This window comes from Geomonas agri (assembly GCF_020179605.1).
Lineage (GTDB): Bacteria > Desulfobacterota > Desulfuromonadia > Geobacterales > Geobacteraceae > Geomonas > Geomonas agri.
In genome coordinates, this window is record NZ_JAINZO010000001.1 from 329,265 (window position 1) to 348,837 (window position 19,573).

Consider the following 19,573-nt stretch of genomic DNA (forward strand, 5'->3'; position numbering starts at 1 on the left):
ACCAAGGGGGGCGGGCTGTACGTCGCGTCGACCCTGCTGTTGGGGGTGTCCGCGGTCAACACCGGCAACAACCTCCTCTTTCTCATCGTCGCCGCCATGCTTGCTTTCATGGCGACCACGGGGGTGCTGGGGTGGCTGAACATCCGCGGGCTTGCCCTCAGTGTGCATCTCCCCGATGAGGTCTATGCCGGCACCGATACCTTCCTCTCCATCACGCTGAACAACCGCAAGAGGTACCTCCCCTCCTTCCTGATCCGGGTGACCATCGCGGGCGGCTCCACCTGGTTCCTCATGGTCGATGGCAAACTGCCGCAGTCGGGATCGCTGCTGCTTTCCTTTCCGGTGCGCGGTCCCCTGCAGCTTCCCGATGCCACGGTCAGTTCACCCTTTCCCGTCAACTTCTTCATCCGTGCCGCATCGGTGCCGGTGCACCAGGAGTGCACCGTGTTCCCGGCACCGCACCCGTTGCCGGTCCCGGCGCCGGGAGGAATACCCGATGCGGGCGAGGCGGCTACGGTCGCTGCCCCCGGCTACGACGGCGAATTGGCCAAAATCTCGGATTACCGCGGCGGCGAACCCCTGAAGTTGATCCACTGGCGCCTCTCCGCCAAGCACGAAGTGTTCAAGGTGAAGGAGTTGACCGCATCGGCGGCGGAGCCACTGCTACTCGACCTCGACCTGATACCGGGGCGCGACCTGGAGCAGCGCCTTTCCTTTTGCGCCTTCCTGGTGAACCGCCTGGTGAGGGGGGGACGGCCGGTCGGGCTCAAGCTCGGGGAGCGCGTCATCACCCCCGGCAGCACCCGGAGCCATCGGCTCAGACTGTTAACGGAACTGGCAAATTATGGTAAGAATTGACCTCCTATTGAGCGGGCTCACCGCCTGCATCGCGCTGATCGGGTACCTGCCTTTGCAGGCCTACCTCGATCCCTTCGCCCGCCTGTTCTTCCCGGTGGCGCTCCTGCTGGCTGTCTACCTGCAGGTCAAGGGGCGGGCCCTGCCGCCGCGGGTGTTGACGCCGGCCTCGATACTGCTCTTTCTCTACCTCGCCGCCCAGTTTTCCCTGAGCAACCTGGTGCCGGTGACGTCCGACCTGCTGGTGGTCTTTCTGGGGGTGAGGCTGATGGGCGAGCGTCTCGGGCGCAACTACCTGCAGGCCTTCGCCCTTTCCCTCTTCTGCCTGGCCGCCTCCTCGCTCTACGAGATCTCGGCGGTTTTCCTGGTGTATCTCTTCTCCCTGCTGCTCCTGGTGGCGGTGGGCCTGGTGCTCTTGACCTTCCACGCCCAGGATCCTTCTACCGTGCTGCCCAAGCAAGAAGCTAAGAGGGTCTTGACGGTCGCCGCCCTGATGCCGGTCGCATCGCTGCCGCTGCTGCTCCTTCTCTTCTTTGTCCTGCCCAGGACGCAGTACCCGATGTGGAACTTCCTGAATGGGCCGGCGGGTAAGAAGACCGGCCTGTCGGACACGGTGCAGCCGGGGACGTCATCGGTCGTCTCAGAAACCAAGGGGGTGGTGCTGCGGGCGGTCACCCCCAAGGTTCCCGAACAGAAACTGTACTGGCGCGCGGTAGTGCTGAATGCGTTCAAGAAAGATGCCTGGGTGCGGGAGAAGGTCGCAGGCGATGCTCAATCGGTCACCAGGGGAAACCCGGTATTGCAGGAGATTTATCCCGAGCGGTCCGCTACCCCGTATCTTCCCGCGCTCAACGTGACCCGCACCGTCACGGGCCTGCGCAACGAGGCGGCCAGCGATGCCATCTTCGTGTCCCGTCGTCCATTGGACAAGAAGGTCAGGTACCTTGCAGAGTCGGTGCTTGCCGATACGCTCCAGACCAAGCGGATTGCAAGGGACTTCTATCTTAAGCTTCCGGAGCCGGTCTCGGAACGGATGCGGGCCGAGGGGCGCACCGTGGCACGCTCCGGTCGCAATGCCGAAGAGAAGATGACGGCGTTAGAGGCATTCTTCCGCGGGCAGCACCTGCGCTACGCCAATACCGACCTCCCGGTGGGTGGCGATCCACTTGACGCCTTCCTCTTCGACAGGAAGCGGGGCAACTGCGAGTACTTTGCCTCCTGCTACGCCATCCTGCTGCGCCTGGCCGGTGTTCCCTCGCGCCTGGTTGGGGGGTATCGAGGCGGGACCTACAACGATGTCGGTGGGTACTATGTGGTCACCGAAGACATGGCGCATGTCTGGGTGGAAGCGTACCTGGACGGTGCGGGGTGGCGGACGGTGGACCCGAGTGCCTGGGCACTGGGGACGGTGCGGAGCACCCAGGCGGGAGGACTTGCCATGTATCTCGACATGGTGGGGTTCTATTGGGACAAGGCCGTGGTCACCTATGACCTTGACAAACAGATTGCCTTGGTGCGAAATGCCGGGACAAAGGCCCGGAACCTGCGTTTGCCACCCTGGTTCGGTAACGTATTGCTCCTGTCCCTTCCGGTCCTGGGGGGGGTGATCCTTTTGGCCCTCTGGTACAGGCAGCGCCCCCCAACGGTGGAGGCTCGTCTGTTGCGGCGCATGCTCCGCCTGCTGGCCAAACGCTATCCCGGCGAAATCAAAGGGGACGAGGGGCTCTTCGAACTCTCGGCGCGGCTCCACGACCGGCACCTGGCCCGTTTCGCTGCCCTGTACGGCGCCGCGGTCTATCGCGACCGTCCGCTCACTCGTGGCGAGGCGGCGCAGCTCGAGGAAATCCTTCGGGAGGCATCCCAGGATCGGCCTTGACACGGGACCGGCTTTGATTTAGTTTTAGCATTCCGTATTTTCAGGGGTATGAGGCGTTAACTTGGCTTCCAAAAAAGAAAAAATTCTGGAAAGTGCCCAGCGGTTCGTGCTGAAGGGGCAGATCGACAAGGCGATCAAGGACTACCAGCAGGTGGTGGCCTTGGAGCCCAACGATATTCGCTATCGCCAGCGTCTGGCCGAGCTGCTGGTGCGCGACAGCCGCAAGGATGAGGCGATCCAGCAGTACGAGGACATCGGCAAGCATTACGCCGACAACGGCTACTTCCTCAAGGCCATCGCCATCTACAAGCAGATCCAGCGTCTCAACCCCGGCAACGTCGTCACTGCCCTCACCATTGCCCACCTCAATCACCAGCAGGGACTGATCGGTAACGCCTTGGCCGAATACGGCCAAGTGGCGGCGCTGTATGAGAAGGAAGGGGCGCTGAAGGAGGCGCTCAAGGTGGTGGAAAAGATGCTCGTCGTGGATGCCGAGCATGCCGCCACCAAGCTGAAGTACGCGGAAATCCTCTACGCGACCGGCGCAGCGGAGCAGTCCCGGGAGACCTTCGCCGCCCTGGTCACCGCTTTGCGCAACCGTGGTCTCGATGGCGAGGCGGCCTCGGTCGCAGCGCGTGCCCAGGAGCTGTTCCCGGAGGAGGAGCAGGAAACGGTCCAGCCCCCCCCCACTGTTGCCGAAGAGGACGGGCTCGCCGCGGATGGTTTCGACGCTGGGGAAGAGGTGCCCGGGGTGCAGGCATCCCCCTGGGAGGCCGAGGTCGAAGCGCCGGTTGAAGAACCAGTCCTGCCGGATTGGGACGCTCCCGCTGAAGAACTCCCTGATCCCTTTGCAGCGCCGGCATCGACGCCGCAGCCCGAGCCCGTGGTGGCACCCCCACCGTCCTACGAGGCTCCTGCGCCGTGGGACACCGAACAGGAAGAGACCGAGATGGCGGGGACCATTGCCTGGGAAGAGGAGATCGATCTCGACCTGGACGATGATGGCTTTGACGCCGCGTCGGCTCCCGAACCGGCGGCCGCTGTCGAGCCGCCTGCTGCATTCCCTGAGCCGGCGACACCGCCAGTGGTCGAGGTGGAGTTTCCGGCCGATTTCCCCTTGGAACTGGACTTCGAGGAGGTCGAGGAGGAACTGGCGGAGGCCGAGCCGGAAGAGGCGCCGGTACCGGTGGTGGAACTGGACCTGGACCAGGAAGGGGAGTTGGAGTTGACCCTGCCCGACCAGGAGACCCCCTTCGGGGAATTTTCCTGGCAGGAAGAGCAAGCCGAGCTGCCGCAGGAGCCTGAAGCAGCTGAACCGGCGACGGAACTGGCCGAGTGGGAGGAGGCCGAGCTGGAACTCGAGCCGGAGATCGAACTCGACGAGCCGGAAGCGCCTGCCGTGCCAGAAGTGCCCGCCGAGCCGGAGCCGGTCCAAGCCAGAGGTTGGGAGGAAATCTTCCCGCAGGCGGCAAGCGACGCCGAGCTCGACCCCGTGGAACTCGAATCACATTACGATCTGGGTATCGGCTACAAGGAGATGGGGATGTACGCCGGTGCCATTAAGGAGTTCGATATCGCGGCGGGGAACCCGCAGCGCCGCTTCGACTGCCTGACCTTGCAGGCCATCTGCTACCGTGATAAGGGTGAGCCGGCCAAGGCCGAGGAGCTGTTGCGGCACGGCCTGGAATTGGACGTCATCTCCAGGGAGGAGCGGACCTGTCTCAATTATGAGTTGGCCGTGCTTGCGGAGGGAAGCGGCGCGGTGGAAGAGGCGGTGGACTTGTACCGCGAGGTGATTCGCGCCAATCCGGCCTACCAGGATGCCTCCAGCAGGCTTTCCGCCCTTTCGGGAGAAGAGATCCCGGATATCATCGACCTGGAATTGGAAGAGGGAGCCTGATTCCTACCAGGAGAGCAGGTTGAGCGGAGGGACCAGGCGCACCGGTGCCTGGAAAAAGTCCCCGATGTAGTTGGGCGGTACCGGAGGCAGCGGGCCGGCCGACTCCAGCGTCTTCTGTACGGCCCGATCGTAAACGATGTTCCCCGAACTTTGCAGGATGGTGCTGCCGATGATCTCGCCGCTACGGGTTATGGTGAGGTTCACCACGATCGGCGCCACCTTCTGGTCCTTTTGTTCCAGCCACCACTTCTCGTTCACCCCCTGTAGCAGCCGAATGTAATAATCCTTGATCTCCGGGCGCAGTGTTTCGCCGTCGCTGAGCGGCTTGAAGTACCCCTTGGTGAGACCCATGCCAAAGGTGGTGCGTGATTGCTCCTCCACGGAGGTCTGGCGCTGTGCCGCTTGGGGCGGGGGCGACGCGGGCTGCGCGGCCTGCACCGGCTGCGGCGTCGGGGTGGGCGGCAGCGGCTCGGCTTCTTCCTGGGGGAGTTCCGGCTCGGGATCGGGCTGGGGCTGCGGCTGCACCGCGGGAGCGGCCGGGACCGGAGCGGGGATGGTATTGAGGTCGACGAAGGTGACGGCGGGGCGGGCGGGTTCACCGCCCCCAGGGATGCCGAGCAGGGCCACCGCGCAGACCAGGTGCAGCGCCAACGAGACCGCGAGCCCGGTGAGCAACTGCTTGTTGAGGCTGGTCGGGGACTGCTCTTCCTCGAGCGGGCAGAGTGGATCGAGCGGATCTATCGCGTCTTGCATGGCTGCTTGGGTCCTTCTCCGGGCCTGAAAAACGGGGCGTGAGGTTGGTTAGTGTCCGTCATGTATAACAAATTCGTGGCGGATCTGGCAACCAAAGAAAGACGTTTACGGAAAATGCGAAGGGACCCCGCGGGGTCCCTTCTTTGTTTTGGCAGTTTTGGGAAATGGCCCATCCCACTCCTTTGCGGGAGAGGCTAGGGTGTTGCGGCTGGAGCGTCAAGGGGGGCGGAGCTTGCCGCAAGCGCGGGAACGCTTCGGCTGACGTTCCAGCGCAGTTCCTCCTGCATGCTCTGCGCGTCGACCACGGCGATCGCGGCCATGTTGACGATGGTGGCGACGTCATCGCCCCGTTGCAGCACGTGCACCGGTTTCTTCATCCCCATCAGGAGCGGGCCGATTGCCTCCGCGCCTCCCAACCGGTGCAGGAGCTTGTAACTGATGTTCCCCGAATTCAGGTCCGGAAAGATGAGGATGTTTGCGGGGCCGGTCAGAGTGGAGAAGGTGTAGTTGGCCAGAAGCTCCGGCGTCACCGCTGTGTCCGCCTGCATCTCGCCGTCGATCTCCAGTTCCGGTGCCCGGTCCTTCACGATCTCCACGGCGCGCTTCACCTTCTGGGTCAGGGCGTGGTTCACCGAGCCGAAGTTGGCGAAGGAGAGCATGGCTATGCGCGGCACGATGTCGAGCAGTTGCACTTTTTCCGCCGCCAAGAGTGCGGTCTCCGCCAACTCCTCGGCGGTAGGTTCGATCTCCACCGTGGTGTCGGCCATGAAGTAGATCCCCTTCTTGAAGACCATCATGTACATGCCGTGCACCCCGGTCAGTTGCGGCTGCCTGCCTATCACCTCTAGTGCTGGCCGGATAGTGTCGGGGTAGTGGGTGTCGATGCCACCGAGCAGCGCGTCGGCGTCCCCCATGTGCACCATCATGGCGCCAAAGTGGTTGCGCGACTTGCGGCGCACGATGCGCTGCGCCTCGGTGAGCGTGATCCCCTTGCGTTGCCTCATGCGGTACAACTCCTGCGCATAGGGCTCGGTCAGTTCGGAATCTTCCGGGTCGACGATGGTCACGTTCAGTTCCATCCCCAGTTCGGCCATCTTTTCCAGTACTTTGGCGCGGTTGCCGATCAGGATCGGGTGAGCGATCCCTTCCTCCACCAGGTGGTAGGCCGCCTTGAGGATCTTCTCGTTGTCCCCCTCCGGGAAGACGATCTTCTTGGGATCGCATTTCGCCTTGTTGATGATGGTGCGCATGGTTTCCTTGGCGCGCCCCTGCAGCGTTTCCAGCCACTCGACGTAGCGGTCCATGTCTTCGATGGGGGTGCGCGCCACGCCGCTCTCCATGGCCGCCTTCGCCACCGCCGGGGCCACCCGCAACAGGGCGCGCGGGTCGAAGGGTTTGGGGATGATGTAGTTGCGCCCGAATGAGAAGCTCTGGTTGCCATAGGCGCGGCAGACCGAGTCGGGACACTCCTCCTGCGCCAGCTGTGCCAGGGCGAACACCGCCGCCTTTTTCATCTCCTCGTTGATGGTGCTGGCGCGGACGTCGAGAGCGCCCCTGAAGATGAAGGGGAAGCCGAGCACGTTGTTGACCTGGTTTGGATAGTCGCTGCGGCCGGTGGCCATGATAACGTCGGAGCGGACCGACAGTGCCTCTTCCGGGGTGATCTCCGGGTCCGGATTGGCCATGGCCATTATGATGGGATCCTTAGCCATGTCCCGCACCATCTGCGGTGTTACCGCACCCTTGGCTGAGACGCCGATGAAGACGTCCGCGCCGCGCATAGCCTCCTCCAGGGCGCGCCACTCGGTGTCGATCGCCAGTCGATCCTTGTAGGGGTTCATCCCCTCGGTCCTCCCCTTGTAGATCACCCCCTTGGTGTCGCACATGCAGAGGTTTTCCGGTCGGGCGCCCAGGGAGATGACCAGGTTTGCGCAGGCGACGCCGGCAGCCCCGGCGCCGTTCACGACTATGTGCACCTTGTCGATCTTCTTCCCCACCAGGTGCAGCGCGTTGATGAGCGCCGCCGAGCAGATGATGGCAGTGCCGTGCTGGTCGTCGTGGAAGACCGGGATGTTCATGGTCTTCTTCAGCTCCTCCTCGATGTAGAAGCACTCCGGCGCCTTTATGTCCTCGAGGTTTATGCCGCCGAAGGTCGGTTCCAGGAGCTGGACCACCTTGATCACGTCGTCCGGGTCCTCCGATTTCACCTCCAGGTCGAAGACGTCGACGTCGGCGAAGCGCTTGAAGAGGACCCCTTTCCCCTCCATGACCGGCTTGCCGGCCAGCGCCCCGATGTTGCCCAGGCCCAGCACCGCGGTGCCATTGGAAACCACCGCGACCAGGTTTCCCTTGGCGGTGTAGAGGTAGGCGTCCGACGGCCTTTGTTCGATGGCGAGGCAGGGCTCGGCCACGCCCGGGGTGTAGGCGAGGGACAGGTCGAGGGAGGTGAGGCAGGGCTTGGAGGAGATCACTTCGATCTTTCCCTTGCGGCCGGTGGCGTGGTATTCAAGCGCGTCTATCTTCTTCGTCATGGCATCCTCCTCGAAACAGGTAGCGACGGTGAGTTATGCGGACTGGAAAAAACGGCTGAAACTGGCTTCGCGGGTAAAGAAGGAAACGGTACTGCCACATTGCGGTGCAGAAACAACAGGAAGTTACATGAGCTGCGAAAGTATAGCATGTCACCTGACCGGATCAATCGCCGGCCTTGTCGCCGGATCGATCTCATTCACAGCCCCGGGGGCAGCTCCTTTACTGCAATGTCAGGTCGAGGTTGTAAATTGACACAATCTGGTTGATAATCTTCGCGGCTATAACAGGAAGCGAAGGGGAGGATGTCATGGACAGGCTTTGGGCACCCTGGAGGGTCGAGTACCTGACGCAGCCGCCGGCGCCGGGCTGCATCTTCTGTGCTGAGGGGGACGACCGGGACCTTTTGATCATCCACCGCACCCCGCTGGCCCGCGTCATGCTGAACCGCTACCCGTACTGCAACGGGCACCTGCTGGTTTCGCTGCACCGACATACCGCTGAGCTGGGCGAGTTTTCCGGCGAGGAGCTGCAGGAGCTCCTGCGCGTGGCGGCGCTGTGCAAGGACGTCCTGATCCGCTCCAGCAGCCCCGACGGCTTCAATATAGGCATGAACCTCGGCAAGGCGGCCGGCGCCGGCGTCCTGGATCACCTTCACCTGCACGTGGTGCCGCGCTGGAACGGAGACAGCAACTTCATGTCCGTGGTGGCGGAGGCGCGCGTGCTTCCCGAGGCGCTGCTGGCAACCTACGACAGGCTGCTCCCCTTCTTTCCCAAAACGGAGGGTGCGTGAAGCGGGAGTTGTGCATCGGTATCGACCTGGGGGGAAGCAATCTGAGGTTTGCGCTGGTGGACCGGCAGGGGAAGGTGTTGGCGCGCTGTGCGGAGCCCACCCGGCCTGCGGCGGGACTGCAATCCCTGCTCACACGGCTGTTGGCCGGCGTCGAGCGGTTGCGGCAGGAAGGGGGGGGGCTGGGCTACAGCGTCGTGGCGCTTGCGGTCGGGGTCCCGGGGTTGGTCTGCAGTGACGGCGTGGTACGCGCCAGCGTCAACATCCCCGCGCTCGAGGGAGTGTCCCTCGCCCGGGAACTTTCCATCGCGACCGGGATACCGGTGGTGGCGCTCAACGATGCCAACGCCTGCGCTCTCGGGGAAAAGCGCTACGGCGCCGGACGCGGTTACCGCTCCCTGATCGCCCTCACCCTGGGGACCGGGGTCGGCTCCGGCCTGATCCTGGATGGCAAGCTCTGGACCGGGGTCGATGGCGCGGCGGGTGAGTTCGGGCACATACCGGTGGAACCGGACGGGCGTCCCTGCGGCTGCGGCAGCCGAGGCTGCCTGGAACAGTACGCTTCGGCCAGCGCCATCGCGCGCGACGGGGATGACGCCGCCGCCGTGGCCCGCAGGGCGCGACAAGGGGATGCCGCGGCGCTTGCCGTCTTCGCCGAGGCGGGGCGCTATCTCGGTATCGCGGTGGCGGGGGTTGTGAACCTGCTCAACCTGGAGGCGGTCATCCTGTGCGGGGGAGTGGCGCGGAGTTTCGACCTGCTGGAATCTTCCCTGCGTCGGGAGCTGATTTCCCGAACCTTCGCCTTGTCGGGCGGCCGGGTGCGCATCGAACCGGGGCTTTTGGGGGACGACGCCGGGGTGCTGGGGGCCGCGGTCGCCGCCTTCGGAACAGCTGTTTAGAAAAACCTCTCATTATTAAAGCGCCGTTCGCGGCGAACCTATGCTATAGTTACCGCTGTCCCGCAGGGCGGGGCTTCATACTGCTACTTGGAGGCGCTCATGTCGTTTAGAAGAATTTTCACAGCCCTTTTCACCGCGTGCGTTCTGCTTGCCCTGGCGGCCACCTCGTTCGCCGCCCCCCCGGTCAAAGCGGAGGAGTCCTTCCGCAACGCGTTCCCCCAAGTTCCCTTCGACAGCATGACGCCGACGGAAATCCCGGGACTCTACGAGGTCATCTCCGGACAGCGCATCTTCTATTACTACCCCGACAAGGAACTGGTGCTGACCGGCGAGATCGTGGGCAAGGATCTCAAGAGCCGCACCGCCGAGCGCAAAGGGGCCCTCATGGCCAAGGTGGCTAAAGACCTGCCGCTGGACAAGGCACTCAAGATCGGCGACGGCAAGAAGGTGGTGATAGAGTTCACCGATCCGGATTGCCCCTTCTGCCGCAGGGGCGCCGAGTATTTCACCAAGCGGACCGACGTGACCCAGTACATCTTCTTCGCACCGCTGGCCCACCCGGCGGCGATCACCAAGATCGAGTACATCCTCTCGGCCGACAACAAGGTTCAGGCCTACGACGCCATGATGCTCGGGCAGGAGATCCCGGCCGGCGCCAAGCCCGCCTCCCCGGAGATCAAGCGGTTGGCCCAGGAGCACATGGAACTGGCTAGAAAGGCCGGCGTCACGGGGACCCCCACCTTCTTCGTCAATGGTCAGATGGTGGTGGGCGCCGACCTGGCCCGCCTGGACGAACTGCTCAAGTAGCCTCCTCTTCGGAGGCTGAGACCGAGACGGTGCCGAACCTACCGTCGTAGCCCGCCTCGATCTCCACCTCACCTTTACGCATCCTGCCGATACCCGCCGCCAGAGTCGCCGTCGACCTGGCGGCGATTTCGTTCAGGGGCGCCTCGAGCAGGATGTGGAACTCGTTGCCCAGGCCGCCCAAGAGCTGGAAGTAGAGTGCCTCGGCCTTCTTGCTGGCACTTCCCACCCGCAACGCTCCCCCGATCAGATCGATGAGCGGTATCACGGACCAAAACGATGGTGCCTGAGCCGGCTTGGCTCCGGCCGCCCGGTCGGCCAGGAGCTCGACCCGGTGCAGCACCCCCACCGTAAGCTTGCCGCCGCAGGTGGGGCAGCGGTAGCCGTGGGCGATGGTCTCTTCAGGGGAGAACCGGATGCCGCAGCACCTATGGCCGTCAGCGTGGTATTTCCCCTGTTCCGGGAAGAACTCGATGGTTCCGGCCACTCCCTTGCCTGTGGCAATAGCCTGGAAGACCCCGTCGTAGCTGAGTTCCGTGTCGAAGATGGTGGCCTCGCGCCCGAGTTTCGCGGCGGAATGCGCGTCCGAGTTGGAGATGAGCGTGATGCCGTCCAGGACCGACAGACGCCAGTTCATGGCGGGATCGGAGGAGAGGCCGGTCTCGATGGCATGGATTTCGGGGGCGAGTTCGTCGAAACATTCCTCCAACGACTCGAACCCGGAGCAGGCGCCGAAGATGGAGAAATGGGGGGTCCAGGCGTGGGCGGGGATGAGGAGCGCGCGCGGCGAAGCCTCGATCACCATGGCCAGGAGGTCCTTGGCGTCCAGCTTCAGGATCGGTCGGCCGTCGGACGCGAGGGTGCCGATGCGGGAGAGTTGCAGGTTCAGCCGGTGCGCCGACTCGAAGTCGGGGAGCAGCACCAGGCAATGGACCTTCCTCGTGCGTCCACCTTTGCGGTAGATGCAGCTGATTTCGCCGCTGATCAGAAACGAGACCGGGGCGCGGCAGCTTTCCGGCACCTGGTCGAGGAGAGGCTCCCGGCGCAGGCGCAGCAGCCCCTCTTCGGCGGGCACCAGCTCTCGCTCCAGCTCGGTAAGCCAACCGGGATGGGTGCAGTCGCCGGTGCCGACCACGCGGATCCCCTTCAACTGGGCCCACCGCCAGAGTTGCGTGAGGTCGAGATCGCGGCTGGTCGCCCGGGAGAAGCGGGAGTGGATGTGCAGGTCTGCTGTGAATCTCATGTGGGGAGCGGTTCCCGGCGCGCCGTGCGCCATTAGAGGGGAAGGGGGAACGTGGGTGCGGCGCCGTCAGGCGCCGCTGGCTCGGGAGGCGCCGAACTTGTTGACCATGTGCTGCCGGTAGCTGACGATTTCGCTGCGCAACGAGGCAAGCCTGGCCATCTTGTCGTCGATCTTCTCGATGTGCTCGTCCAGGATTTCCACCAGGCGCGGCACCATGCGCTCGGTCTGCTTGGCCTCGCCGTAGGCCGCGTAGAGATCCTGCATCTCCTTGATGGTGAGCCCAAGCTCCTTGAGCTTGATGATGAACTTGATGCGGCGCACGAAGTATGGGGTGAAGCCGCGCGTGGCACCGTCGCTTCTCGGTACGCTCTCGATGATGCCTACTTCCTCCCAGTAACGGATGGTCCTGGTAGTGAGCCCCAGCGCCGCGGCGACGTCCCCGATCGAGGTGATCTCTTCGCCGTCGTTGATGATGTCCATGAAAAACCTCACGGTGGAAATAAATTCCCCGCTAATCTAGAACATGGCGTTCTGGGTGTCAATCGCTTTCCGGCAGGGATGAGCCACGAAAGTGAAAAGCATGTCATACGAATTGGACATTTACAAAACAGTGTTTTTCGTGTATCAAATAAAATAACGCCAGAGAGGTAGCCAGAGCACGCCGACTTTTACCTGGTAGTCGCGGATTGTCCGCGGCATCAAAAGTGAAAGTAACGGGGGCTTGATGTGTCAAAATAGAACATGTGCTCACAGTGGCGAGGGGCGCTTGAGCGCCTCCACCGGTCTGTGATCGGCCCTTTCTGCCGGCCGTCCAACACTAGGGGCAATCGACGGGTTGCCCCTCTTTTTTGCCCGCGTCGCTTTGCATGAGGCGAAGCCCCCGCTGCCATTGCCTGGACAGCCGCGCCATGCTATCCTGCCCCCGCGCCGGTTTCCCGGCGGCGGCCCGTTGCCGCCCGCAACGCCGCTATCTTCAGTGCCAAGGCCCCGCAATGTCCATCTCCCAGTATCCGGCCAAGGTCACCATGCCCAGGCTCGAGCACCCCTACCCAACGGTGTTCGCCTTCTTGGTGGATCGTTTCCCGCGCATCCCGCGCGAGGTGTGGGAGAGCCGCATCGCCCAGGGCAAAGTGCTCGGCGAGGACGGTACGCCGGTCGGCATGGCCACTGCGTACGCTCCCCAGACGCGGGTCTTCTATTTCCGGGAGATGGAGACGGAACGGGAGATTCCCTTCCCGGAAGAGATCCTGTTTCAAAACGATGAGCTGCTGGTGGCGTGCAAGCCGCATTTCCTGCCGGTGACGCCAGGCGGCGCCTACCTCAATCAAAGCCTGTTGCACCGGCTCCGGGAGCGCACGGGGATCCACCACCTGGTGCCGCTACACCGCATCGACCGGGAAACGGCGGGACTGGTCCTTTTTTCGGTGAACCCGAAGACGCGCGGCTGCTACGGCGGGCTGTTCAGGGACGGTCTCATCGAGAAGGAGTACCGTGCGGTTGGCGTGGGGGTGGTGCCCGAAGGAAACAGCCGATGGCTGGTGGAAAGCCGGCTGGTGCCGGGTGAGCCATGGTTCGTCATGGCGACCGAACCGGGGGCACCCAACGCGCGCTCTGAGATCCGGCTGCTCGAAGAGCGGGATGGACGAGCCCTATTCGGGCTCAGCCCGCATACCGGCAAAACGCATCAGTTGCGGGTGCACTTGAGCTCGCTGGGCATGCCGATCCTCAACGACCGGCTGTACCCGCAGCTGCAGCCCAGGCAGCCGGACGACTTTGACAAGCCGCTGCAGCTTCTGGCGCAACGGCTGCGTTTCAAGGACCCCATCAGCGGCAAGTGGCTGGAGTTCCAATCTGATCGGGGACTTTTATGGTAATCTATAACGGTTCGCGCAGTCTCTGGTACGGCGGTTGAGTCGCGGGGAGGTGTGAGATGGCGAAGAATGTGCTCCTGCTGGTCGATTACGGCGTCAACAACAGCATCCATATCGGGATGTTCAAGATCCAACTGAAGGAAGCGGGATGGCAGGAGGGCCTCGTGGAAGGGGCCTTCGAGAAGACCCTCGACCTCCCCGACTCCGTCATCGAGAAAACGGTGCAGGAGGAGGTCGACAGCGCCGCCAACCTGGCCGCCTTCAAGAAGACCTGCTGTGAACTCTTCATCACGGAGGACGAATTGAAATTCAGCTGGGACTGGAATACCCCTTGAGCAGTTAATACCACACCCGCTTGTATCTCTGCCGATTTGAAATGTCTGGACAACCTCCCGAAACTTTAGTTACTATCCCGCTATGAATAAACTCGCAGCAGTTTTTATTATCCTGTTTACCCTGGCAGTAATAAGTTTTGGTACCTGGCAGCTCTTCAAAGGGAACTTCGAGGCGGCTTTTTCTTCCTTCCCGTTCCTGTTGATTATCTACTTTTTCATCAAGCCATACCGTAACTCATAAGGTAGAATGCCGTGCAGCTTGCGGCACCCCGTGATGCTTTTCCGGCCGCGTTTCAGTCCCGACGCCGTCGAGTGAGCGGCGGGGGGGGGGCGGTGGCCGGCGGACCTGCCGATGGGAGACATCATGTCCACTTGTGCACTCGTGATCGATGATTCGGCTACTATTCGGGAGCAGGTAATACGGACGCTGCAGGACGTCGGGCTGTTCGATCAGTACCGGGAAGCCAAGGACGGGATGGAAGGGTTCAAGACCCTGATCGAGTCGAAGGCCGACCTGGTCATCTGTGACGTCGAGATGCCGCGCATGGACGGCTACAAGTTCCTGCAACTGGTGGCCTCGCGCCCTGACCTGCAGGGGCTGCCCATCATCATGCTGACCGGCAAGATGGACTTCAATTCCAAGATCAGGGGCCTGGACCAGGGCGCCAGCGACTACCTCACCAAGCCCTTCGATTCCGGCGAACTGGTGGCGCGCGTCAAGGTGCAGATGAAGATCAAGTCCCTCCAGGACGAACTGAAGAAGGCGAACGAGCAGCTCAAACGCCTCACCAACATCGACCATCTCACCGGGCTCTTCAACCGGCGCCACCTGGCCGAGGTTATGGAAGCCGAATTCCTCAGGGCTAAACGCAACCGTGAAAACCTTTCCCTGGTCATCATCGACATCGACTTCTTCAAGCAGGTGAATGACACCTACGGCCATCAAAACGGCGATATCGTGCTGTCCTCCGTGGCCGAGGTGGTGCAGCAGCAGTTGCGCGCTTACGACAGCGCCGCGCGCTACGGTGGCGAGGAGTTCGTTGTCCTTTACCCCGGCACCTCGCTCGAGGGCGGGGTGGCCGCCGCCGAACGCCTGAGGCAGGCGGTCATCGATCATACCTTCCCCTATCCCCTGGAGGACCTCACCGTGACTGTCAGTGCCGGGGTCTCCACCTATCCATCCCCGCAGGTTGACAACATCGACGCCCTATTCCGCCGGGCCGACGAGGCGCTCTACCGTGCCAAGCAGAACGGTCGCAACAGGGTGGAAACGGTGCCTGTCTGACGCCTTTGCTCGAACGGTTAAAATTTTCCAAGAAAAAACTTGAAAAAAATTTAATTTTTCGTTATTCCTTACCTCCTGCATGTGCGCCCAAGGCGCCAACACGGGAGGGACTGGTATGGACACGTTTGACGCGGCTTACGCCAACTACCTGAAACTGCTGGCAAAGCTTGACAAGACCGACGACATCTCGGAGAAGAACCAGATTTTTCGCCAGCTCACCCAGTTGCTGTGCGAGTTGGAGCAGGGGCTCAAGAACAGAGCGCCCGGCGGCTGCCGTGAGGAACTGGCCTACTGGCTCTAGCTCTCGCGCCTCACACCTGTAATCTCCCCGTAAGCTCCGGCTGTAGGCAGCACCAACCTGCCAAGACGGCGTCGCCACCTCATGAAAAAGTTTGACACATCTGCTTCCTCCTTTATTCTCTAAGTAAGCGATATCATTCCCCGCAGAACGGGTCGTTCGCGCAGCCAGGTGCTGCCGCCCGTAACGCCGGAGGAGGTTCATTATGAAGATACTGGTATGCGTCAAGCAAGTACCTGACATGGAATCGCGCTTCCGCCCCGACGCCGCGGGCGTCTGGTATGCGGAGACCGATCTGGCTTTCCGAGTCAACGAGTACGACGAGTACGCCATCGAGCAGGCGGTACTGCTCAAGGAGCAGTTGGGGGGCGAACCGGAGATCACCCTCCTTTCCGTGGGGCCGGATCGCGTGGTAGAGGCGATCAAAAAGGGACTCGCCATGGGTGCTGACCGTGCCGTGCACGTACGCGACCCGGAATCCCATCTGAAGGACCCGTTCCAGATCGCTTCGATCATCGCGGCGTATGCCAAGGGAGAAGAATTCGACCTCATCTTCACCGGCATGCAGTCCCTCGACCGCGGCTCGACCCAGGTGGGCGTAGCCGTCGCCGAGGCGCTCGGTTACGCCTGCGCTACGACTGTGGTCGCCTTCGAGTACGCCGACGGCACCGTGACCGTGGAGCGGGAGCTGGAAGGCGGGGTGAAAGGGACGGTACGGCTGAAAGCCCCGGCCCTGATTACCTGCCAGCTGGGGTTAAACCAGCCCCGCTACCCGACACTTCCCAACATCATGAAGGCGAAGAAGAAAGAGGTGAACGTCGTTCCCGTCGAGCAGTTGCTGCAGCAGGAAGCGAGGCTCGTGCTGGCGCAGTTCAGCGCCCCGGCCAAGAAGGGGGGCGGGGTGATCCTGGAAGGGGACGTTGCCGACCAGGTCGACCGGTTGATCGGGATACTCAAGGACAAGACGGCGGTGCTGCGTTAAGGGGGCGACCATGAAAGCGTTACTCGTAGGCGAATGCCGCGATGGAAAACTCTTGGAGTACAGCTACGAACTGTTCGGCTTTGCATCACAACTGGGAGCCGAGACCGCCATGGTGCTGGTCGGCAACGATGCGGCCCTGCCGAGCTACGGGGGGACCGTCTATCTGGCCGAAGCAGGCAAGTATGGGGAGTACAACCCGGATCTGCACAAGCGGCTGGTGCAGGCGGCGGTGGAACGGGAAAAGCCGGACTACGTGGTGTTCTTGCACACATCGTACGGCTGGGACCTGGCCCCGCGGGTCGCGGCCCTGCTCAAAGCACCGCAGGCCTCGGAAGTAGTTGCCTTGGCCGAGGGAGGTTTCGAGCGCCCCTGCTGCAGTCAGAAGATGAGGCAGGTGGTGAAGCCGGTAGGGAGCCCCGTGGTGCTCACACTGCAGGGGGGAGCGTTCCCGGCGCTGGTGCCTGGGGGGACGCCGCAGAAACAGGCGCTGGACGCGGAAGGTGAGGGGCGGACCGAGTTCCTGGGATACGAGGCGGCGGTTCGCAAGGGAGTCGACTTGACCAGGGCGGAGATTATTGTCAGTGCCGGGCGTGGGGTCGGCAAGAAAGAGAACCTGCCGGTGATAGCCGAACTCGCCAAGGCGTTGGGCGGCGAGGTCGGGGCGAGCCGTCCCGTGGTCGACAGCGGATGGATGGACGCGGGGGCGCAGGTGGGAGTTACCGGGCAGACCGTGAGTCCGAAGCTCTACGTCGCCTGCGGCATCAGCGGTGCCATCCAGCACTTGGCGGGGATGAAGAAGTCGGGGTTCATCGTGGCCATCAACAAGGACAAGGACGCCCCCATCGGCGAGGTCGCCGACGTGTTGGTGGTGGCCGACGTGATGCAGTTCGTTCCCGCACTAACCGCAAAGCTGGCCAAATAGACAGCAAAGAGCATCGCTGAACAAAAAGGGCGCGGCAACCGTCAGGTGCCGCGCCCTTGCCCGTACTCGTTCCTGCACTCTGCAACTACTGCATCAACTCCAAAAACTCCTCTTCAGTAAGCACGCGCACGCCTAACTGCCGTGCCTTCTCCAGCTTGCTCCCGGCGTCGGCGCCGGCTACCACGTAGTCGGTCTTCTTGGAGACGCTGCCGGCGGCATGGGCGCCTTCCTGCTCCACCATCTTCTTGGCCTCGTCCCTGGTGAACTTCTCAAGGGCACCGGTGAAGACGAAGGTCTTGCCGGTGAACCTGCCGCCGACCCGCTTCTCCTCGACCTTGGGACTGACGCCGGCTTCCTTGAGCCGCTCCAGCACCTTCAGGTTCTCTTCGTTGCGGAAGAAGTCGGCTATGCTGGTGGCGACCTGCGGCCCCACTTCACGGACGCTGACCAGTTCCTCCTCGCTCGCCTTGGCCAGGTTCTCGATGCTGCCAAACGCTGCGGCCAAAAGCTTGGCGGTGTGCTCGCCGACGTGCCTGATGCCGAGCGCGAAAATGAGCCGCGACAGGTCGCGCTCCTTGCTCGCCTCGATGGCGTTCAACAGGTTCTCCGCAAGCTTTTTCCCCATGCGCTCAAACTGCATGAAGTCTTCTTCCTTGAGTGAATAGATGTCGGCGACATCCTGGATCAGCTTCAGGCTCAGGAGCTGCTCGATGAACTTGTCACCCAGCCCCTCGATGTCCATGGCGCGCCGGGACGCGAAGTGCTTCACGCGCTCCAGGAGCTGCGCCGGGCAGTTAAGGGCCACGCAACGCACCGCCACCTCGTCGGGCAACCGGACCACCTCGCCGCCGCAAACCGGGCAGGTTTCGGGCACCTGGGGCTGAACCGCACCTTCAGGACGCTGGTCGAGGATGACCTGAACCACGGCCGGGATGACGTCGCCGGCACGCTCCACGATGACGGTATCCCCTTCGCGTATGTCCTTGCGCTCCAGTTCCTCCCAGTTGTGCAGGGTAGCGCGCGATACCATCACGCCGGACACGTTGACCGGCTTCAGAAAGGCAACCGGGGTGATGACGCCGGTACGGCCGACCGAGTGGAAGATCTGCTCCACCACGGTGGTCGCCTGCCGGGGCGGGAACTTCCAGGCAATGGCCCAGCGCGGCGAACGGCTTTTCTCCCCCAGCTCCCTCTGCATCCCGAAGGAGTCGACCTTGACCACCACGCCGTCGATTTCGTAGGGGAGGTCGTCGCGCTTTTCCATCATCTCCTGGTAGTAGGCGAGCATCTCCTGGATGCCGTGCACCACGCGGGTGAGCGGGTTGACCGGCAGGCGCCAGGTGGGGATGGTCTCCAGGAAGTGGCTCTGCGCGGTGAATTCAACACCGCCCAGTTCCCCGGGGGCATAGCAGAAGATGCTCAAGGGACGCTTGGCGGTGATCTTGGAATCGAGCTGGCGCAGGGAACCGGCCGCCGCGTTTCTCGGGTTGGCGAAGGGGGGCTCGCCCGCTTCCTCGCGCTCGCGGTTGAACTTGCGGAATGGGGCCAGGGGAAGGTAGACCTCGCCGCGCACGGTGAGCAGCTCCGGCGGTTCTTTCGTTTCCAGGCGCAGCGGCACGTCCTTGATGGTCTTCAGGTTCTGGGTCACATCTTCGCCCACGACTCCGTCGCCGCGGGTGGAGCCGATGGCCAGAAGCCCCTCGCGGTACACCAGTTCCACCGCCACGCCGTCCATCTTCGGCTCACAGACGTAGGAGATACCGGTGTCGGCGGCAAGGCCGAGGAAGCGCTTGACCCGGTCGTCGAAGTCGATCATGTCCTGCTCAGTGAAGGCGTTTTCCAGCGAGAGCATCGGCATGCTGTGGCGCACCTGGGTGAACTTCGCCAGTGGGCGGCCACCGACCCTGCCGGTGGGAGAGTCGGGGAGGGCGAACTCCGGGAATTCCTTTTCCAGCCCCTGGAGCTCGCGGAACAGCGCATCGTACTCGGCGTCCGTGATCTCCGGCATATCCTGCTCATAGTAAAGGCGGTTGTGGCGCTCGATCTCCTTCGAGAGCAAGGCGATGCGCTCGGCGGCGGCTTGTGCTTCCATGGTGAACCTCGTGGCTGTTTGTCGTGAACGGTGCTTTATAGCATACCCGACCTGATATTGAAACTGGCACGCATATAGCGCCTTGCATTGCCCTTTTGCTTCTGGTAACAATAACCGGCCGCACCTTTCCGGGGACGGC

17 protein-coding genes are annotated in these 19,573 nt (G+C 62.8%); 12 read left to right on the plus strand and 5 right to left on the minus strand.

What is annotated here, in order from left to right; all coding sequences use genetic code 11:
* The first annotated feature begins 45 nt into the window (after window positions 1-45).
* From K7R21_RS01530 to K7R21_RS01540, 3 genes are all read left to right on the plus strand, one after another.
* Complete coding sequence (locus tag K7R21_RS01530; protein WP_318248307.1) at window positions 46-858, plus strand: DUF58 domain-containing protein; 813 nt, start codon at window positions 46-48, stop codon at window positions 856-858.
* Window positions 845-2,731, plus strand: coding sequence for a transglutaminase family protein (locus K7R21_RS01535; RefSeq protein ID WP_224981498.1), 1,887 nt, complete (start codon window positions 845-847; stop codon window positions 2,729-2,731). Before K7R21_RS01530 ends, K7R21_RS01535 begins: the two co-directional genes overlap by 14 nt.
* 61 nt (window positions 2,732-2,792) lie before the next feature.
* Window positions 2,793-4,631: a tetratricopeptide repeat protein gene (locus K7R21_RS01540; protein WP_224981499.1), complete on the plus strand. Its 1,839-nt coding sequence runs from the start codon at window positions 2,793-2,795 to the stop codon at window positions 4,629-4,631.
* A gap of 3 nt (window positions 4,632-4,634) precedes the next feature.
* Here K7R21_RS01540 and K7R21_RS01545 read toward each other — a convergent pair whose 3' ends face one another.
* Both K7R21_RS01545 and K7R21_RS01550 read right to left on the minus strand, forming a co-directional pair.
* Window positions 4,635-5,384, minus strand: coding sequence for an energy transducer TonB (locus K7R21_RS01545; protein WP_224981500.1), 750 nt, complete (start codon window positions 5,382-5,384; stop codon window positions 4,635-4,637).
* A gap of 194 nt (window positions 5,385-5,578) precedes the next feature.
* On the minus strand, window positions 5,579-7,915 hold the full coding sequence (locus tag K7R21_RS01550; RefSeq protein ID WP_318248308.1) for an NADP-dependent malic enzyme: 2,337 nt from the start codon (window positions 7,913-7,915) through the stop codon (window positions 5,579-5,581).
* Window positions 7,916-8,223: 308 nt separating this feature from the next.
* Here K7R21_RS01550 and K7R21_RS01555 point away from each other — a divergent pair, with 308 nt between their 5' ends.
* The 3 genes from K7R21_RS01555 to K7R21_RS01565 all read left to right on the plus strand — a co-directional run bounded on the left by K7R21_RS01555 (window position 8,224) and on the right by K7R21_RS01565 (window position 10,409).
* Window positions 8,224-8,706 carry an HIT family protein gene (locus K7R21_RS01555; RefSeq protein WP_224981501.1) on the plus strand — a complete coding sequence of 161 codons (483 nt, stop codon included), beginning with the start codon at window positions 8,224-8,226 and terminating at the stop codon, window positions 8,704-8,706.
* A complete protein-coding gene (locus K7R21_RS01560) occupies window positions 8,703-9,602 on the plus strand; it encodes an ROK family protein (protein ID WP_224981502.1) in 900 nt (299 codons plus the stop codon). The genes K7R21_RS01555 and K7R21_RS01560 overlap by 4 nt, the downstream gene beginning before the upstream one ends.
* 99 nt (window positions 9,603-9,701) lie before the next feature.
* Window positions 9,702-10,409: a DsbC family protein gene (locus tag K7R21_RS01565; RefSeq protein ID WP_224981503.1), complete on the plus strand. Its 708-nt coding sequence runs from the start codon at window positions 9,702-9,704 to the stop codon at window positions 10,407-10,409.
* Here the strand turns inward: K7R21_RS01565 and K7R21_RS01570 are convergent.
* Both K7R21_RS01570 and K7R21_RS01575 read right to left on the minus strand, forming a co-directional pair.
* Window positions 10,402-11,649, minus strand: coding sequence for an endonuclease Q family protein (locus K7R21_RS01570; protein ID WP_224981504.1), 1,248 nt, complete (start codon window positions 11,647-11,649; stop codon window positions 10,402-10,404). The two genes, K7R21_RS01565 and K7R21_RS01570, sit on opposite strands and share 8 nt — an antisense overlap.
* 66 nt (window positions 11,650-11,715) lie before the next feature.
* The gene (locus tag K7R21_RS01575) at window positions 11,716-12,129 is read right to left on the minus strand and encodes a MerR family transcriptional regulator (RefSeq protein WP_224981506.1); all 414 of its coding nucleotides are present in this window, start codon (window positions 12,127-12,129) and stop codon (window positions 11,716-11,718) included.
* 512 nt (window positions 12,130-12,641) lie between these two features.
* On the opposite strand from K7R21_RS01575, the gene K7R21_RS01580 reads away from it, so the two are divergent.
* From K7R21_RS01580 to K7R21_RS01605, 6 genes are all read left to right on the plus strand, one after another.
* Entirely contained in the window at window positions 12,642-13,523 is an 882-nt protein-coding gene (locus K7R21_RS01580) for a pseudouridine synthase (protein ID WP_224981507.1), read from the plus strand.
* Between the two features lie 56 nt (window positions 13,524-13,579).
* On the plus strand, window positions 13,580-13,855 hold the full coding sequence (locus tag K7R21_RS01585) for a hypothetical protein (RefSeq protein WP_224981508.1): 276 nt from the start codon (window positions 13,580-13,582) through the stop codon (window positions 13,853-13,855).
* Window positions 13,856-14,219: 364 nt separating this feature from the next.
* Window positions 14,220-15,140 carry a diguanylate cyclase gene (locus K7R21_RS01590; protein ID WP_224981509.1) on the plus strand — a complete coding sequence of 307 codons (921 nt, stop codon included), beginning with the start codon at window positions 14,220-14,222 and terminating at the stop codon, window positions 15,138-15,140.
* A gap of 115 nt (window positions 15,141-15,255) precedes the next feature.
* Window positions 15,256-15,441 (plus strand): hypothetical protein, encoded by a 186-nt coding sequence (locus K7R21_RS01595; protein ID WP_224981510.1) that lies wholly within the window; start codon window positions 15,256-15,258, stop codon window positions 15,439-15,441.
* Between the two features lie 202 nt (window positions 15,442-15,643).
* Complete coding sequence (locus tag K7R21_RS01600; RefSeq protein WP_224981511.1) at window positions 15,644-16,420, plus strand: electron transfer flavoprotein subunit beta/FixA family protein; 777 nt, start codon at window positions 15,644-15,646, stop codon at window positions 16,418-16,420.
* Between the two features lie 10 nt (window positions 16,421-16,430).
* Window positions 16,431-17,342 carry an electron transfer flavoprotein subunit alpha/FixB family protein gene (locus K7R21_RS01605; protein ID WP_224981512.1) on the plus strand — a complete coding sequence of 304 codons (912 nt, stop codon included), beginning with the start codon at window positions 16,431-16,433 and terminating at the stop codon, window positions 17,340-17,342.
* A gap of 85 nt (window positions 17,343-17,427) precedes the next feature.
* On the opposite strand, the gene ligA is transcribed toward K7R21_RS01605, so the two are convergent.
* Window positions 17,428-19,434, minus strand: a complete 2,007-nt coding sequence (gene ligA, locus K7R21_RS01610) for an NAD-dependent DNA ligase LigA (RefSeq protein WP_224981513.1) — start codon at window positions 19,432-19,434, stop codon at window positions 17,428-17,430.
* Window positions 19,435-19,573: the final 139 nt, after the last annotated feature.

What these genes read in the sequence shown, in the direction of transcription:
- K7R21_RS01535 (WP_224981498.1), top strand. Translation starts at nt 845, where the DNA reads ATGGTAAGAATTGACCTCCTATTGAGCGGGCTCACCGCCTGCATCGCG.
- K7R21_RS01545 (WP_224981500.1), bottom strand. Translation starts at nt 5,384, where the DNA reads ATGCAAGACGCGATAGATCCGCTCGATCCACTCTGCCCGCTCGAGGAA.
- K7R21_RS01550 (WP_318248308.1), bottom strand. Translation starts at nt 7,915, where the DNA reads ATGACGAAGAAGATAGACGCGCTTGAATACCACGCCACCGGCCGCAAG.
- K7R21_RS01555 (WP_224981501.1), top strand. Translation starts at nt 8,224, where the DNA reads ATGGACAGGCTTTGGGCACCCTGGAGGGTCGAGTACCTGACGCAGCCG.
- K7R21_RS01565 (WP_224981503.1), top strand. Translation starts at nt 9,702, where the DNA reads ATGTCGTTTAGAAGAATTTTCACAGCCCTTTTCACCGCGTGCGTTCTG.
- K7R21_RS01570 (WP_224981504.1), bottom strand. Translation starts at nt 11,649, where the DNA reads ATGAGATTCACAGCAGACCTGCACATCCACTCCCGCTTCTCCCGGGCG.
- K7R21_RS01575 (WP_224981506.1), bottom strand. Translation starts at nt 12,129, where the DNA reads ATGGACATCATCAACGACGGCGAAGAGATCACCTCGATCGGGGACGTC.
- K7R21_RS01580 (WP_224981507.1), top strand. Translation starts at nt 12,642, where the DNA reads ATGTCCATCTCCCAGTATCCGGCCAAGGTCACCATGCCCAGGCTCGAG.
- K7R21_RS01585 (WP_224981508.1), top strand. Translation starts at nt 13,580, where the DNA reads ATGGCGAAGAATGTGCTCCTGCTGGTCGATTACGGCGTCAACAACAGC.
- K7R21_RS01590 (WP_224981509.1), top strand. Translation starts at nt 14,220, where the DNA reads ATGTCCACTTGTGCACTCGTGATCGATGATTCGGCTACTATTCGGGAG.
- K7R21_RS01595 (WP_224981510.1), top strand. Translation starts at nt 15,256, where the DNA reads ATGGACACGTTTGACGCGGCTTACGCCAACTACCTGAAACTGCTGGCA.
- K7R21_RS01600 (WP_224981511.1), top strand. Translation starts at nt 15,644, where the DNA reads ATGAAGATACTGGTATGCGTCAAGCAAGTACCTGACATGGAATCGCGC.
- K7R21_RS01605 (WP_224981512.1), top strand. Translation starts at nt 16,431, where the DNA reads ATGAAAGCGTTACTCGTAGGCGAATGCCGCGATGGAAAACTCTTGGAG.
- ligA (WP_224981513.1), bottom strand. Translation starts at nt 19,434, where the DNA reads ATGGAAGCACAAGCCGCCGCCGAGCGCATCGCCTTGCTCTCGAAGGAG.